General features: G+C 60.0%; 15 protein-coding genes. 2 read left to right on the forward strand and 13 right to left on the reverse strand.

Annotation, left to right across the window (positions count from 1 at the left end; genetic code table 11):
* Positions 1-27 precede the first annotated feature (27 nt).
* The 12 genes from ABXH05_RS15860 to coxB all read right to left on the reverse strand — a co-directional run bounded on the left by ABXH05_RS15860 (position 28) and on the right by coxB (position 13,177).
* Positions 28-3,204, reverse strand: coding sequence for an EAL domain-containing protein (locus ABXH05_RS15860; protein WP_353562214.1), 3,177 nt, complete (start codon positions 3,202-3,204; stop codon positions 28-30).
* A 202-nt stretch (positions 3,205-3,406) separates the two neighbouring features.
* A complete protein-coding gene (locus ABXH05_RS15865; RefSeq protein WP_043948485.1) occupies positions 3,407-3,994 on the reverse strand; it encodes a GNAT family N-acetyltransferase in 588 nt (195 codons plus the stop codon).
* Positions 3,995-4,030: 36 nt separating this feature from the next.
* Complete coding sequence (locus ABXH05_RS15870) at positions 4,031-5,296, reverse strand: M16 family metallopeptidase (RefSeq protein ID WP_353562216.1); 1,266 nt, start codon at positions 5,294-5,296, stop codon at positions 4,031-4,033.
* Positions 5,293-6,687, reverse strand: a complete 1,395-nt coding sequence (thrC, locus tag ABXH05_RS15875) for a threonine synthase (RefSeq protein ID WP_353562218.1) — start codon at positions 6,685-6,687, stop codon at positions 5,293-5,295. The genes ABXH05_RS15870 and thrC overlap by 4 nt, the downstream gene beginning before the upstream one ends.
* Positions 6,688-6,786: 99 nt before the next feature.
* Positions 6,787-7,512, reverse strand: coding sequence for an SURF1 family protein (locus tag ABXH05_RS15880; RefSeq protein WP_353562220.1), 726 nt, complete (start codon positions 7,510-7,512; stop codon positions 6,787-6,789).
* The gene (locus ABXH05_RS15885; RefSeq protein WP_353562222.1) at positions 7,509-7,862 is read right to left on the reverse strand and encodes a DUF983 domain-containing protein; all 354 of its coding nucleotides are present in this window, start codon (positions 7,860-7,862) and stop codon (positions 7,509-7,511) included. The genes ABXH05_RS15880 and ABXH05_RS15885 overlap by 4 nt, the downstream gene beginning before the upstream one ends.
* Before the next feature lie 76 nt (positions 7,863-7,938).
* Positions 7,939-8,793, reverse strand: coding sequence for a cytochrome c oxidase subunit 3 (locus tag ABXH05_RS15890; RefSeq protein WP_348139085.1), 855 nt, complete (start codon positions 8,791-8,793; stop codon positions 7,939-7,941).
* A gap of 76 nt (positions 8,794-8,869) precedes the next feature.
* The gene (locus ABXH05_RS15895) at positions 8,870-9,451 is read right to left on the reverse strand and encodes a cytochrome c oxidase assembly protein (protein WP_348139083.1); all 582 of its coding nucleotides are present in this window, start codon (positions 9,449-9,451) and stop codon (positions 8,870-8,872) included.
* Positions 9,452-9,467: 16 nt separating this feature from the next.
* A complete protein-coding gene (locus tag ABXH05_RS15900) occupies positions 9,468-9,647 on the reverse strand; it encodes a cytochrome c oxidase system small membrane protein (protein WP_348139081.1) in 180 nt (59 codons plus the stop codon).
* A gap of 12 nt (positions 9,648-9,659) precedes the next feature.
* Positions 9,660-10,556, reverse strand: coding sequence for a heme o synthase (locus ABXH05_RS15905; RefSeq protein ID WP_461495720.1), 897 nt, complete (start codon positions 10,554-10,556; stop codon positions 9,660-9,662).
* 106 nt (positions 10,557-10,662) lie between these two features.
* Positions 10,663-12,267, reverse strand: coding sequence for a cytochrome c oxidase subunit I (ctaD, locus tag ABXH05_RS15910; RefSeq protein WP_353562226.1), 1,605 nt, complete (start codon positions 12,265-12,267; stop codon positions 10,663-10,665).
* Between the two features lie 55 nt (positions 12,268-12,322).
* Positions 12,323-13,177 carry a cytochrome c oxidase subunit II gene (gene coxB / locus ABXH05_RS15915; protein ID WP_348139075.1) on the reverse strand — a complete coding sequence of 285 codons (855 nt, stop codon included), beginning with the start codon at positions 13,175-13,177 and terminating at the stop codon, positions 12,323-12,325.
* Between the two features lie 411 nt (positions 13,178-13,588).
* On the opposite strand from coxB, the gene ABXH05_RS15920 reads away from it, so the two are divergent.
* Together ABXH05_RS15920 and tldD are read left to right on the forward strand one after the other, a co-directional pair.
* Positions 13,589-14,113 carry a hypothetical protein gene (locus ABXH05_RS15920; protein ID WP_353562228.1) on the forward strand — a complete coding sequence of 175 codons (525 nt, stop codon included), beginning with the start codon at positions 13,589-13,591 and terminating at the stop codon, positions 14,111-14,113.
* A 65-nt stretch (positions 14,114-14,178) separates the two neighbouring features.
* Positions 14,179-15,603: a metalloprotease TldD gene (gene tldD, locus ABXH05_RS15925; protein ID WP_353562230.1), complete on the forward strand. Its 1,425-nt coding sequence runs from the start codon at positions 14,179-14,181 to the stop codon at positions 15,601-15,603.
* 24 nt (positions 15,604-15,627) lie between these two features.
* Here tldD and ABXH05_RS15930 read toward each other — a convergent pair whose 3' ends face one another.
* The gene (locus tag ABXH05_RS15930) at positions 15,628-16,128 is read right to left on the reverse strand and encodes a P-loop NTPase family protein (protein WP_353562232.1); all 501 of its coding nucleotides are present in this window, start codon (positions 16,126-16,128) and stop codon (positions 15,628-15,630) included.
* Positions 16,129-16,528: the final 400 nt, after the last annotated feature.

Genomic DNA, 16,528 nt, shown 5'->3' on the forward strand with positions numbered 1-16,528 from the left:
ATATGGGCTGACTAGCTGGCTGGCTGACTAGTCCGTATGCCGCGCAATGAAATCGTGGGCGTCACCGGCTTCCATAGGCTGGCCGAAATAGAACCCCTGGCCATACGTGCAGCCCAGAGCCTGAAGGCTTGCGCGGGCGGCATCGTCCTCGACGCCTTCGGCCACCACATCCAGTTTCAGGTCTTCGGCAAGCGTCAGGACGGAGCGGACGATGGCGTCCTGATCTGCGTCCGTGCCCATGGCCTGAACAAAGCTCTTATCGATCTTGACGACATCAAACGGGAAGCGCTGCAGATAACTCAGCGATGAATAGCCGGTGCCGAAATCATCAAGCGCCAGCTTCACGCCGGTCTGCTTGAGCGCAGCAAGGATCTCTGCGGCCTGATCCGGGTCATCCATCACCAGAGACTCAGTCACTTCAAGGCGCAGGGACGATGGCGGGAGCGCCGTTTGACCAAGCAGCTTCGAGACAGCACCGGGCAGATCGTCAAGCAACTGGCGGCTCGACACATTGACACTTGAGAAGATCGGCGGGTCCTGGGGGAAGTCCTTTTGCCAGACGGCCAGATCGTTTGCGGCGCGATCAAGGACGAAAGCGCCCAGATCAATGATAAGACCTGTGCGCTCTGCAAGCGGCACAAATTCATCCGGCGAGATCAGACCCCGCTCTGGATGCTGCCAGCGGATCAGTGCTTCAAAGCCTGCAAGACGTCCGGATGCCAGATCGACAATGGGTTGGTAGACGAGATGTATCTCGCCACGCTCCAGCGCCCGACGCAGGCCACTCTCGGTGGCCAGTTCGTCATCTGCCGGACGCATATTGGGGTGGAACGGCTGCACGGCATTGCCCTGCCGCTTGGCCAGGCGCAAAGCGAGGTCTGCTTCGCCGAGAAGCACTTCGCCGCTGTCGTGATGTGGTTCGCGGATTGTGAAGCCGACACTGGCTGTTGGGAAAATTTCCCGCCCGGACACTTCAAGTGGCTGCGAAACAGTTTCGCGCACAAGCTGGGCAATTTCGGTGGGTCCGGTTTCGTCAGACCATCCGGCCACCAGCATGGCAAACGTATCCCCGTCGATGCGCGCCAATGTGTCTTCAGGTGCAATCAATGCCTTGAGGCGCTGCGCCAGTGCCGAGAGCACGGTGTCTGCCGCGGCGTGGCCGAGACTTTCATTGATGGATTTGAACCGATCCAGATCCGCCAGAATAAGCGCGATACGCTCGTGACTTCCCTGGGCGCGCAGGCAGGCGCGGTGCAGCCGGTCTGTGAAGAGCGGACGATTGGCGAGGCCGGTCAACGGGTCGTGCAGGGTTTCGCGCACCAAACCCGCCTGCTCTTCGCGGCGCTGGGTGACGTCCTTTACGGTGCCGATGCATCGACGCGCGGCGCCATTGTCGCCTGCAAAGCAGGTGGCACAGAGTTCCAGCCATCGGCTGCCCTGGGTCGGGTCCGCATGGGTGAGGCGCATCTCCAGGGTGAACGTCGCATTGCCACGCTCGACATTTTCATCGAGCACCTGAGAGACATTGCGGCGGTCATCGCGGTCAACGCGGGCCATCCAGGTTTCAAGGCGACCGCACAGGGACCCGGGCACGAGGCCCAGATGTGCCTCAAGGGACGGGTCCACATAGAGCGTGCCGGTGGTGACATCAAGGTCCCACACAGCTTCGCTCGACCCTGCCAACGCCAGCGCGTTGCGCTGCTCGGCACGGATCGCATTGATGTCAGGCAGCTGAGGGTCCGTGTCCCGGCCAATGGCCAGACTGTCCGCGCGCCGATCTGCATTGCTTGCTGTCTGGCCAAGTGCCATGGACCGACGGGCTGCTGTTCGCGCAGCGCCCATGGTGGCAGGTCCTGCCAGCGTGTACGCCACAATCATGATGCCGAGCACGGCGAGTGCGTGGATGATCATTTCCACTGCCGGGCTGCGCGGCAGGAAGCCTTGCGTTGCCAGTGCCGCGAGCACCGCGGCCAGCGCCATGAGGGCCCAGCCCGCGCGTAACTCACCTGCCGCCGGTGTGATACGTGGCGCCCCACTCTCTCCATTGCTTGTCCCTGCGGTCAGGGCTGCGACACCGCCCAGCGCTACGGCAAAGGCCATAAGCCGCACGAAGGGCAGCCCAACAGAAGGCGCTACCAACGCAAGAAGCGCTGCGCCAAGGGCCACCCACCCGGCCAACCGTGCCAGTCGTTCGCGGTCAGCCGACAGGGCGCGAATGCGTTCAGCCGCCAGGACGTGCGCCGCAGCACCTGTTGCCAGCGCCAGAGTGACACCGGCCATGCGGGCGTCCCAACCGGCAGACCAGCCAAAGGCTGCGGCGAGGAACCCCTGCGCGGACAGTTCATACAAAAGCGCACCACCGGTCAGAAGGGTTGCGAGTTTGATCGCGCCATACGCAGGTGTCGCAGCGCCGGTTCTGGCGCCTTTGAACTCATTGGATAGTTGCTGACCCCATTGGGCTGCAAAGAAAGCAAAGGCGATGGCCAGGACACCGAGGATCAACCCCGAAAACGCAGCTTGCGCTGCATCTGCTGCTGCCAGTTCCTGGGGCTGCCAGATATGCAGAGGCGTCGCCGCCGAGGCCCCTACGGGAAGTGCAAAGCTTGTGGTGGAAGCTGGGGGAAGCGACACGAGATACCGTGCCTGCGCCGGGCCTGCCTGACTGCCTGAAATGATCTGCGTTGGCGTGACTGACTCAAGCGGCATGATGCGCCATGCGCCAAGTTCAGTAAGACCGCTGCGCACCGGCGCAATGCCGGATGACCACAGGGCGGATCTGTCGATGGCAATGATGCGTTGCTGCGGCTCGTCCAGTGGGTTTTGCAGGGCGAAAACGGACCATACGCGCGCGAAATCTACCTCTTCGTCGCTCAGCACCAGGGGAATGGGCCCCGGGAATGCCGCCTCACGGTCCGCGGGCAAGTGCAGGACCACCGGCGTGATGTCTACATGGGGCTGTGCCGGATCAATCACCACGACCGGAAGACTGCGTGGTGCGCCATCAGGCAACTCATCGGCGAGGGTCTGGCTTGTGCCTTGTGTTGGCGCTGCTGCCGCGTCAGTCGCAGAGGGGTCCTGCGAAGTTGGAATGGTCGGGATAGGCACCGCAGGCGGGGTATCCGGACTTTGGGCCAGAGTGGACGACGTCCATCCCGCAATGCCGACAGACAACACAAGTGCTGCAACCGCTGCATGCCGCCGCACATGGCGCCATGAAGCGCCTGTGCGCTCGCATGTGTGCCTGCCTGTCTGGTCGCGGTTGAAGATGGATCAGGCCTCGCGGTTGGCGGTGTGTCTCGTCCCGGGCGCTGGCAGGCGAATCACTCTTGCAACGCCCATCTCCCGATCCACCTTGGTAGCCCCCTGCCCGGCCTTCTGACAAGAACTCACCCGCGTGCTGAGGGTCTTAAGTCCGTGGATCGGTTGAGAGAATCGCAAACAGCAGATGATCGCGCCAGGCGCCGTCTATGCGCAGGTAGTTGCGGGCAAAACCCTCCTGGGTGAAGCCGCAGGATTTGAGCAACGCGCTTGATGGTTCGTTGGTCGGCAGGCAGGCCGCTTCCAGCCGATGCAGCTTGAGCTGGTCAAAGACAAAGGGAATGAGCGCCTTGACGGCAGCGCTCGTGTAGCCCTGCTGCTTATGAGGTTCGCCAATCCAGTAGCCAAGGGAACAGGTTTGCGCCACGCCCCTGCGGACGTTCGACAGGGTGCAGCCGCCGACAAGTTTTCCCGTGCGCGACGAGAAAATGAAGAATGGATAGGCCTCATCATCGCGCACATCGCGCTGGTATCGCTTGAGGCGTCTGCGAAATGCCGTGCGGGTCAGATCATCTGCCGGCCAGGTTGGTTCCCATGGCGTCAGGAACGCCCGACTGCGGGCGCGCAGTTCCGCCCATTCCACATAGTCTGCATTGCGTGGCAGGCGCAGCACCACGCCGTCACCCTCTACGACATAGGCATCGTCACTTGCAGAATTGTTGCGGAGAAGAGCCATCGGAACTATCGAGCGGTCTTGTTCGTTTGGTGGAAATTACGATTGAAAGTGTGCCGCGAACCCATTGGCACTGGCAAGAGATGCGTTTGGCCCCACGATCGAGACTGTGGGGGAGACCGTGGGTGCTGCAAGCCGTCCCATGAACTGGCGCACATCATCGGTTGTCACGGCATCGAGCCGCGCCACCAGATCGTCCGCAGACAGAACCTTGCCGAAAACCACCAGATGCCGCGCAACCTGTTCAGCGCGGGAGGCGCAGTTCTCAAGGCTCATCAATAGACCGGCCTTTGACTGAGCCCGTGCAGCGGCGATCTCATCCTCATTGGCACTTGCCGCCATGTCAGCAACTTCGCCATGAATGACGCGGGCCAGCTCCTCCACATCAGTGGGAGCAGCGCCTGCATAAACGCCAAACAGGCCGGTATCAGCAAAACCCCAGCTATAGGCATAGATGGAGTAGCACAGGCCGCGTTTTTCACGGGCTTCCTGAAACAATCGCGAGGACATGCCGCCACCAAGGACGGTTGACGCAATGTCTGCGGTAAAGAAGTCATCGCTGCCGGTTGCCGCGCCTTCAAAGCCAAGCACCAGATGGGTTTGGTCGAGATCACGGGCCCGGGCCGTTGTGCCGCCTGCATAGGCCGCTTTGCCGAATTCGCTTGCCGGGGCTGCACCCTTTGCCTGAAAAGCGTCTTCGGCGAGTGCCACAATGGTTCTGTGATCTACAGCGCCCGCTGCACTCAGGATCATGGCGCCCGGACGGTAGTGGGAGGCTAGATATCCACGAATGCTGTCCGCCGTCATGGCGCGCACGCTGTCACGGGTGCCAAGGATCGGTCGGCCCAGAGGCTGATCCGGGAAGGCTGCTTCGGACATCATTTCAAAGACGAGATCGTCCGGTGTGTCTTCTGCTTCGCCAATTTCAGACAGGACAACGCCCTGTTCGCGGGCCAGTTCATCTGCCTCTAGGCGGGAGTTTTCCAGAATGTCCGCAATGAGCGTGATCGCCAGCGGTACGTCTTCGGCCAAAATGCGCGCAGCATAGACCGTGTTTTCATGGGACGTGGCTGCATTGAGCGACCCGCCGACACGTTCTATCGCGCCAACAATTTCAGCAGCCGAGCGCGTGGCCGTTCCCTTGAACGCCATGTGCTCCAGCATGTGCGCGATGCCGTGTTGCTCGGGTGTTTCGTGGCGTGCACCGGCATTCACTGTCAGGGCAACGGCTGCCGTCTTGATGTGCGGCATCTCATCGGTGACGATGGTCAGCCCGTTGTCGAGATGCGAGACGGTCACCGTCATGAGGCGGCGATCTTTTCTTCAACAAATCGCTGCATATCGCCCAGATCGTTCGGCATAGCGGTCATGTGTTCCTCGCGGTCGAACAGATCGTTCAAGTGTGGCGGCAGGCTTGGGTGTTGGCCGGTGGCCTTCTCAACCGCTGCCGGGAACTTGGCCGGGTGTGCTGTGGCCAGTGTGACCATGGGCGCGCCCGTCGGGTCCAGAGTGTCCCGTGCGGCAGCAAGGCCGACTGCCGTATGCGGATCAATCTGCATGCCCAAGGTCGCAAAGACCTGCTGCATGGTCGCGTGCATGGCATCATTGCTCACCCGCGCGGACCCGAAGTCGCTGCGGATCGCTGAGATCGCCGGGTCATCAATGGTGAAGCTGCCGGATTGGGTGAGCGCACCCATCGCCGCACGCACCTTGGACGCGTCGCGGCCATAGGCTTCAAACAGGAGCCGCTCGAAATTGCTAGAGACCTGAATGTCCATGGACGGCGCGTCCGTTGGTGTGACGCCTTCGACGGTGTAACTGCCCGTCTTGAGGGTGCGGTCCAGAATGTCGTTGATGTTGGTCGCAACGATCAGTTTGTCGATCGGCAGCCCCATGCGCTTGGCGACGTAGCCTGCAAAGATATCACCAAAATTTCCGGTCGGCACCGAGAACGATACTTTGCGGTGAGGCGCGCCCAGCGTTGTGGCAGCGGTCACGTAGTATACGACCTGCGCCAGAATGCGCGACCAGTTGATGGAGTTCACGGCCGCAAGCTTCACCCGGTCGCGGAAATCCAGATCATTGAACATGGCTTTGACGATGGCCTGACAATCATCAAAGTTCCCGTCCAGCGCGACGTTGTGCACGTTGGATGCCTTGACCGTCGTCATCTGACGGCGCTGGACATCAGAGACACGGCCCTTGGGATGCAGGACAACGATGTTGACCGCTTCAAGACCTGCAAAGGCTTCAATGGCGGCTCCGCCCGTATCACCGGATGTCGCAGCAACAATGGTCACCTTCTCACCGCGCTTGGTCAGCACATGGGAGAAGAGCTGACCGAGCAGCTGCATCGCCAGATCCTTGAAGGCCAGCGTTGGCCCGTGGAACAGTTCCAGCAGAAATTCGTTGGCATCCAGCTGGGCCAGTGGCGCAACGGCAGGGTGCGAGAATGTGCTGTAAGCGGCATCCACCATGGACGCGATATCGTCCTGCGCAATGGAAGGTGCGAACGGCGTCACGATGCGGGTGGCGACGTCTGTGTACGGACGGCCAGCCATGTCGGCAAAGTCCGCGGCACTGAAGGTGGGCCATGATTCAGGCACATACAGACCGCCATCACGGGCAAGGCCCGAGAGGAGCACATCCTCAAAATCAAGGATGGGCGCGTCGCCTCTGGTGGATACGTAACGCATGTGTTTGTCGTGTTCCGCGGTTTGTCGTGTGCCTGAGTGGAAAGCGGCGCACCATAGGCCGCAGGGGTTTATCGGGGCAAGGGCCGGGTCAGCAAGCTGCTATGCATCTGCCCCCGCCCGGCCGCGTGCAAAAAAGAAGGCCAGCCACACCCCGATCAGGGTCACAGCGAGGCCATACCAGGTGAGGGCATAGCCCAGATGCGGGTTTTTGAGCTCAAGGCGAGTCTGACCACCCACCGGCAGGCCGCCTGGATTGGGCACAGGGCCCGCATCCATCAGCATTGGAAAGACCAGAGAGATGCCCGCCTTGTCGGCAAGAAGGTCAATGGGGCGGTGATACCAGACATTTTTGACGAGATCGGGATCCGGGGTGAAGGCATTGGCTTCATCGGGGACCACCAGCACGCCCTGCACGGTCACTTCGCCACTCACCTGGCCGGCGGGCCGTGAATCTGCCGCCTTTTTTGAAATAGGCACGAAACCGCGGTCCACCAGGAGCCATCCGCCCTGCGATAGCTGCAAAGGCGTAATGACGTGATATCCCGGCTCGCCGCTCAGGGACGAAATGTAAGCATGCGCTTCATTGGCATGATCGAAAACGCCTGTGGCAGAGGCCGACGTATAGCGCTGGATGGACGAGTCAATTGATGCCCATGTGTCGCTGGCCGGCAGGGGCACCGGGTCCGCTGACATGCCCTGCGCTATCTGGGTAAGAAGATCTTCCTTCCACGCAAGGCGCTCCATCTGCCAGTTGCCAAGCAGGATCAGGACAATGAGGGCGGGAACAGCAAACACTGTGGGCCACAGCATGGGACGTAAACTCATGACGGGTCGTCTCCCATATCCTGTCGCCCTTCGCGGGCTCGATTATGAAACTGCAGGGCAATAAGGGTGGCCTTGAAAGGACGCAACAACCCAAGCGGCACACCCAGAGCCAATGGCAGAAAGATGATGGCATGCACCCAATAGGACGGCTGGTATGAGACTTCCACAATCAGCGCCAGGCCGACAATGAAGAAGCCAGCCACGAGAATAATGAAAACTGCCGGGCCGTCGCCAGTATCAACCTTGGCATAGTCGAGGTCGCAATCCGGACAGCGATCAGCGACGTTCAGGAAACCCTTGAAGAGGTTTCCCCTGCCACAACGAGGACAGCGCCCCAGCAGTCCCGCCACCCAAGGTGATACTGGGGGGGAGACGGCTGGAGCGCTGTTGTCGCGTTCGAAATTATTCAAGCCTTGTCGAGGCCCGCTAGTGAGCGGCAGGTGTCCCCGCGCCCCACACATAGATGGCAGCGAAGAGGAACAGCCAAACCACATCCACGAAGTGCCAGTACCAAGCCGCGGCTTCAAAGCCGAAGTGGTGCTGGGGTGTGAAGTGGCCCGCATAGGCACGGAACAGGCACACAGCCAGGAAGATGGTGCCAATGATCACATGGAAACCGTGGAAGCCGGTGGCCATGTAGAATGTTGCGCCGTAGATGCTGCCGGAGAAGCCGAAGGCAGCGTGGCTGTATTCATACGCCTGAAGGGCTGAGAAGAGCACACCAAGAACAACGGTGCAGATCAGGCCCCATTTCAGGCCTTCACGGTCGCCGTTCTGCAGGGCGTGGTGGGCCCAGGTTACTGTCGTGCCCGATGTGAGCAGGATCAGCGTGTTCATCAGCGGCAGATGGAAGGGATCAAATGTTTCAATGCCAACAGGCGGCCAGACACCGCCGGTCGCTTCAACGCGGGCATACTGTGCCACTTCGCCCGTAAACAGGCTGGCGTCAAAATAAGCCCAGAACCAGGCCACGAAGAACATCACTTCTGATGCAATGAACAACACCATGCCGTAGCGGTGATGGAGCTGCACAACAGGTGTGTGGTGACCCTGATGCTCAGCTTCCTTTGTGACGTCACGCCACCAACCAACCATGGTGTAGAGCACCATGGCGAGGCCAATGTAGAAGACCCATGGGCCGGACATGCCCAGAACCGGGTCTGGCTTCATGTAGACGACACCGCCCACCATCATGATGAAGGCGCCGATTGAGCCGACAAACGGCCACGGGCTGGGATCTACCAGATGATAATCATGCTCTTTGGCGTGTGAGTCGGCCATATCGTTCCCCGGATGCTCTTAAAGTCGTGTCCACCCGCAGCCTACATGACTGCGGGTAGGTGTTCCAATTACCCCGCTAGTTAGCGGAGGCCGTGATTTGTGTCGTCGGATTCGCTTTTTCGTAGAAAGTGTATGACAGCGTGATGGTCGATACGTCGTCCATATTCGGATCATCGGCGATGGCCGGATCAACGAAGAATGTAACGGGCATGTCGATGCTTTCGCCCGGCATCAGCAGCTGTTCAGTGAAGCAGAAGCACTCCACCTTGGCGAAATACACGCCGGCCTTTTGTGGCGTAACATTGTATGTCGCGGTGCCAACGATCGGGCGGTTGGAGCGGTTTTCAGCGGTGTAGAATGCCAAACCGTCTGCGCCCACATTGATGTCGGTCGCGGTTTGCTGTGGCTTGAAGCCCCAGTCGAGGTCGCGGTTGGTGTTGGCATCAAAGCGCACAGTCACCACGCGATCAAGAATCACATCAGAAAATTCAGAGGTTGCCTGAGTGGTGCCGCCATATCCGGTCACACGGCAGAACAGGTCATACAAAGGCACGGCCGCGTAGGCCATACCGACCATACCGCCAACCACAATGGCGCAGGCCATGACAATCTGCTTTTCGCGCTTGGCGAGCCGGTTGTTTGCAACTGTTGCCGTCATCTTTGTCACCTCTTCACTAATAGGTGCGGTCTGCGACGTTACCGCCGAGCCGGACCAAAGTCATTGCGAAGAATAGTCCCACCATGGCCACCAGACCCAAGGCGACAGCGATGTTGCGGCGGCGCAGGCGAGCCTGCTGCTCCGGGGTGAGCGTCACCGTCGCTGTCTCTGTCGTTTTGTCCTCGTGTTCAGTCATTCTTCGCGTGCCCTATATCCATGGCGCAAAGGCGGCAAGACCCGCCATGCGCTCGATCAAAAGGGACGCGAAAAGCGCGAAAAGATAGAAGATTGAAAAGCCAAATAGCCGCATCGCTGACTTGTTCGCGATGTCGCCTGCGCGATGCCGCCATACATTGACGGCCAGCACCAGGAAGCCGGCCCCAAGACCAAGGGACGCAACGGCATACACGAGGCCGCCAAAGCCCAGCGCCAGAGGGGCAGCGCCGAGCGGCACCAGCACCAGCGAGTACAGCAAAATCTGTGTGCGTGTCGCATCGGGGCCCGCCACTACCGGCAGCATGGGCACGCCTGCGCGCGTGTAGTCGTCATTGCGCACGAGGGCCAGTGCCCAGAAGTGCGGCGGCGTCCACATGAAGATGATGGCCACAAGAACCAATGGCTCGACAGCAAGACTGCCGGTCACGGACGCCCAGCCAATGGCAGGCGGAAGCGCTCCGGCCAGACCACCGATAACGATGTTCTGCGATGTCGCGCGCTTGAGCCACATCGTGTAGACGACGACATAAAAGATGATGGTGAAGGCGAGCAGTGCCGCGGGCAGATAGCCCACAAGAGCCGCCATCACGAAGACCGATGCCGCTGAGAGGGTCGCGCCAAAGGCTGCTGCAGATTGCGCGGACACAACGCCCTTTGGAATCGGGCGATTGACGGTGCGTTCCATGACCGCATCAATATCTGCGTCCCACCACATATTGAGTGCGCCGGATGCGCCCGCGCCAACGGCAATGCACAGCAGGGCTGTGAATGCTGTGAGCGGGTGAATGCTTCCAGGCGCAATCATCATGCCGACGAGGCCTGTGAAGATGACAAGCGACATCACGCGCGGCTTCAGCAGCGCGAAATAGTCCGCAATGTCAGCTTCCATATAGCCGGGCGTTGCCGGGGAAGCAGAAACGGAGGCCCCGTTGGAGCCTCCGCTTTGCGTATAGGTGATGTCGCTCATACTAGCGCTTCATCCTTGATTGCGTGCCTTACTTGATGCGCGGCAGCGTTGAGAACTGGTGGAACGGCGGAGGTGACGACAGGGTCCACTCCAGTGTTGTTGCGCCTTCGCCCCAGTAGTTGTTGGCGACCTTGCGCTTCGCCATGAAGGCTTCGATGACGCCCCACAGGAAGATCAGGACAGCAAACGCTGAGATGTATGAGCCGATGGACGACACATAGTTCCAGCCGGCATAGGCATCGGGATAGTCCGCGTAACGGCGCGGCATACCGGCAAGGCCGAGGAAGTGCTGCGGGAAGAAGATGAGGTTCACACCGATGAACGTCACCCAGAAGTGCAGCTTGCCGATGAACTCCGAGCAGGAGTAGCCGAACATTTTGCCAAACCAGTAGTACCAGCCTGCAAAGATGGCGAACACGGCACCCAGCGACAGCACGTAATGGAAGTGAGCCACCACATAGTAGGTGTCATGCAGCGACCGGTCGACGCCGGCATTGGCCAGCACCACGCCTGTTACGCCACCAAGCGTAAACAGGAAGATGAAGCCGACAGCCCACAGCATGGGTGTTTTGAACTCGATGGAGCCGCCCCACATGGTGGCAATCCACGAGAAGATTTTCACGCCGGTCGGCACCGCAATCACCATGGTGGCGAAGACGAAGTAGGCCTGCGTGTCCACATCAAGACCCACCGTATACATGTGGTGCGCCCACACGATGAAGCCGACGGCGCCAATCGCGACCATGGCGTAGGCCATGCCGAGATAGCCGAACACGGGCTTGCGTGAGAACGTGGAAATGATGTGCGAGACCATGCCAAAGCCCGGCAGGATCAGGATGTACACTTCAGGGTGACCGAAGAACCAGAACAGGTGCTGGAACAGGATCGGGTCACCGCCACCGGCAGGATCAAAGAAGGTGGTGCCGAAGTTACGGTCTGTCAGCAGCATGGTGATGGCGCCAGCGAGAACCGGAAGCGACAGCAGCAGCAGGAAGGCTGTGACCAGTACCGACCATACGAACAGCGGCATCTTGTGCAGGGTCATGCCCGGTGCGCGCATGTTGAAGATGGTTGTGATGAAGTTGATGGCACCCAGAATGGATGAGGCACCTGCGATATGCAGCGCCAGGATGGCGAAGTCCATCGCTGGTCCGGGCTGTCCGGACGTTGAAAGCGGCGGATAAATCGTCCAGCCACCGCCAACGCCATTGGCGCCCGGCGGTCCGGGAACAAACAGCGAGATGACGAGCAGGCCAAGAGCAGCCGGCAGAAGCCAGAACGAAATGTTGTTCATGCGCGGGAACGCCATGTCCGGCGCGCCAATCATCAGCGGTACAAACCAGTTGCCGAAGCCGCCGATCATTGCCGGCATCACCATGAAGAAGATCATGATCAGGCCGTGAGCCGTCACCAGCACATTGTAGAAGTGGTAGTCACCGCCCAGGATCTGGTCGCCCGGTGCCTGAAGTTCGGCACGGATCAGAACCGACATCAGGCCGCCAATGACGCCTGACATGATGGCGAAGATCAAATACATCGTACCGATGTCTTTGTGGTTGGTTGAGTAGGCATATCGCCGCCAACCGGTCGGGTGATCTTCGTGATGATCTGCGTGTGTAGCGTCGCTCGCCATCGGTTTAGTCCTTTAAGTGAGCAGGTGGTGTTTCGATAGTCAGATTGGCGCCGCGCTAGTTGCGCGCGTCAGCCAGAAGTGTCTGTTGGTCCAGCGGTGAGTCAGGAATGGTGCCGTTGAGGGCGTATTCCTCTTCAGCACTGGCAACCCATGCGTTGAAGTCGTCCTTCTCCACCACATGCACTTCGATAGGCATGAAGGCGTGACGGACGCCGCATAGCTCTGAGCACTGGCCATAGTAGATGCCGGTTTCAGACGCGTTGAACCATGTTTCGTTCAGGCGACCGGGAACAGCGTCCATCTTCACGCCAAAGGCAGGCATTGCCCAGTTGTGGATCACGTCTGCTGCAGTGACGATCACGCGGACGTTGGTATCCACAGGCACAACGACCTTTGTGTCCGTTGCCAGCAAGCGTGGCTGACCAGGTGCCAGGTCAGGCTCTTCAATCATGTTGGCGAAATATTCAAAGTCGCCATTGTCCGGGTACGAATACCCCCAATACCACTGGTAGCCCGTGGCCTTGATGGTGAGTTCGCTCTCCGGCACCACCGCTTCGAGATACAGCAGGCGGAAGGAGGGAATGGCGATCGCAACCAGAAGAAGCACCGGCGCAACGGTCCAGATCACTTCGATCATGGTGTTGTGCGATGTCTTGGAAGGATTGGGGTTGGACTTCGCGTTGAAGCGCACCATGCAGTAGAGCAGCAGCGCCAACACAAACAGCGTGATCGCTGTGATGATCCAGAGCAGGAAATTGTGGAAAGAGTTGATGCTTTCCATCACGGGGGTCACTGCAGGCTGGAAGCCCATCTGCCAGGGCTCAGGCTGAGCCGCGCCTGCGGTCCCCGCGACAATCATCGCGGCCAGAAAGGCAAGGCCCATAAAAATCTTCGGCAAGTAAGTCGCCATGCTCGACATCCCCAGTCGTAATCCGAGTCGTAATTCTTGATGCGAGACCCCATTTAAACGTCGCAAGCGGGGTCAATGCGTCCAAAAGGTGCGTACAGAAACGGACGATTAGCACGTCAGGCCGGTAACGCAAACGAAAGCTTGCGCGCAGCACGACAGGCGAATCCCACCCCCGTAGGCTAGCGATAAGTATAGCGTGGCTTACGCCGGTAGCGAGTACGCGCCTTCTTTTTGCGACACTTTGACCCAAAATTGCTGCGCGGCTTTGTTTTTGGCTTGAATGCGGGGTTTTCCAGCCTGCCCGATTGCCTTCAAACCGAGCAGCAAATGTGTCCCGGATTTGCCAGTGGCAACAGCATGTTAGGCGGCATGACCATGCAGACTCGCCTGCAGGTTTTGGCGGTCTAGTTGATGTCAGGTATAGTTGCAAAGCATTCGCAGCAAGCACCAGCCGACGGGGCGACCCGCCAGAAAGACGATCCTATGCGGGACGAAGCACTCATCCATTTTCATTACGGGCGGAAAATTTCCGCGGGGCTTCACATCGCTGAAGATGGCGGCTCAGCCCCTGCCCTGATTGAAATGGCAGCGCCCTATCTGGACCCGCGCGACCCTGGACGGTCAGCTGTCGGCTTTTGCGCTGCCCACCCGCAATCGGTTGCAGATATCAAAGCACCGCCACCCGCAGGATGGCAGACATGGCGCTTCAGCGACTGGGACAACTGGTTCGGGCGGATCAACGGCGTTTTCCTCGTGGATCTCGAAACCCTGCGGATTACCCAGTGGCCGATGTATCGAACATCTAAAGTGCATGTGCCCTGTGACCTGTCAGGCATGCCCGGCCGCCTCGTCCCCATTGAAGACCTTGTCGCCAATGATCCGGGATCACGTCACCCGAATGTTCAGGCACTGCTGGATGATATTCCCGGTAGCTAGGTGCCCGCGCCATGCTTAAGTGATACAGACGAGATAACTCGACATTCCGCCAAGAAAGAAGCTCCATGCCCACTCCTGACGAACTCTTCTTCACCCGCGCTGGTCTTGATCCTGACCGCCTGACGCGGATCGTCTCTGACACGCTAACAGGCGCAGACGATGGGGAGCTGTTTCTGGAATACACCCAGTCAGAGGCCCTGGCCTTTGATGACGGTCGCCTGAAGACGGCAAGCTTTGATACGGGCCAGGGTTTCGGCCTGCGCTGCGTCGCCGGGGAAGCAACAGGCTATGCCCATGCGTCTGATCTGTCGGAAGCCGCCGTCAAGCGCGCGGCGGATGCCGTGCAGGCCGTGAAGGCCGGACACTCAGGCTCCATGGCAGCCGGCCCGCAGGCAACGAACGCGCATCTGTATGGCGACGACAATCCGCTGGGCGGCCCGTCCTTTGAAGAGAAGGTCAAGCTGCTGCAGGAAATCGACGCTTATGCCCGCGCCAAGGATTCGCGCGTGCGGCAGGTGTCTGCGTCACTCTCTGGTGAATGGCAGGCGGTGATGATCATGCGTGCCGACGGACAGATCGTGCGCGATGTGCGTCCGCTGGTTCGCTTCAATGTCAGCGTTGTGGTGGGTGAAGGCGACCGTCAGGAGTCAGGCTCGTTCGGCACCGGCGGCCGGGAAAACTACACCCGCTTTATTGAAACACAGAGCTGGCAGGCAGGTGCTGACGAAGCGCTGCGGCAGGCATTGGTGAACCTGGAAGCCGTTCCCGCCCCTGCCGGCGAAATGGATGTGGTGCTTGGGCCGGGGTGGCCGGGCATCCTGCTGCATGAAGCCATCGGCCATGGCCTTGAAGGTGATTTCAACCGCAAGGGCCAGTCCGCGTTTGCCGGGTTGATGGGTGAGCGCGTGGCGTCACCGGGCGTCACGGTTGTTGACGACGGCACGCTGGATGACCGGCGTGGGTCGCTTACCGTGGACGATGAAGGCACGCCGACATCACGCACGGTGCTGATCGAAGACGGCATCCTCAAGGGCTACATGCAGGACCGCCTCAATGCGCGCCTCATGGGCGTTGCGGCCACCGGCAATGGTCGTCGCGAAAGCTTTGCCCATCAGCCCATGCCACGCATGACCAACACCTACATGACCGAAGGTGACCGCGACCCGGGCGAAATTCTCGCCGGCGTCAAGAAAGGCATCTACGCCACGAACTTTGGCGGCGGTCAGGTGGACATTACCAATGGCAAGTTCGTGTTCTCGTGCACGGAGGCCTACATGATCGAGGACGGCAAAGTCACAGCACCGATCAAGGGCGCAACCCTCATCGGCAACGGAGCTGATGCCCTGACGCGCATCAAGGCCATCGGCAACGACATGAAGCTCGACACCGGAATCGGCACCTGCGGCAAGGCCGGACAAGGTGTGCCCGTCGGCGTCGGCCAGCCGACCCTGCACATGGAAGCCCTCACGGTGGGTGGGACGGCTGCCTAACTGGCTACAGCACCGCGACTGGCACTAAAGGGTGTCCAGCCAATGCCGGATTGCCCGACGGGACGACAGCCGTACAACTGGCGTTTGAGGGTGCCGCGCAAGGGCCTCTTCAAGGATCGGCCTGGTGTCGCGGGGGAAATTCCACAGCCAGATGAAGAACTCGGCGTCGAAGCGCTCAGGGCATCCCGGTGCCATGTCGCTGCGGACCTGGCCTGACTGTTTGAGCACCCGCGTGAATGCGCCCCACAGGCTTTGCCATCGGCCAACGTCCAGAAACACCGTGAGGTCAGCCCGGGGCAGACGCAGGTCCAGCGTTCCCCCAAAATTGCCGTCCATGACCCAGCGATCGTCGGCGGTCAGGTCAGCCACCACATTTGGCCACCGGCTTTCATCCATCGGCGTCCAGTCCGGCTGCCAATAGTGCTGGTCGAGATGGATCAGCGGCAGGTCAAGTTTTGCAGCCAACTTCTTGGCGAGCGTCGACTTGCCGGCGCCACCGGGGCCGAGGATCAAAATGCGTTTCATCTGCGTCTCGTTAAGCTTCCTCACGCGCCCTCACGCGTTTGCGAGGAAGCTACCCGTTTTGTGTGCAGGCGTTAATTGCGGAGCGGCGCATGGCCGATCAACATTTTACGCAAGGCCGCCCACCCACATCATCGGTTTCGGCGTGGTCTTCACATTGTTCAATCGAAGGAAACTACCCATGTCGAAATCCTCCATGCCTAAATCTCGGCGTCTCTCACGCGCATCTGTTGTTCTTGGTTCTGCTGCCATGATGGCTGCGGCCGTTGCGGTTGCGCAGCCTGCGTCTGCTGCCTGTGGCGCCTATGGCTGTGGTGCAAAGCGCACGTCTGCCTGCAGCCCCTGCGCTGGTGCCAAGGCCAATCCCTGCAGCCCATGCGGTGCCGCAAAATGCAGCCCTTGC

The organism is Pyruvatibacter sp. HU-CL02332 (assembly GCF_040362765.1).
Classification (GTDB): domain Bacteria; phylum Pseudomonadota; class Alphaproteobacteria; order CGMCC-115125; family CGMCC-115125; genus Pyruvatibacter.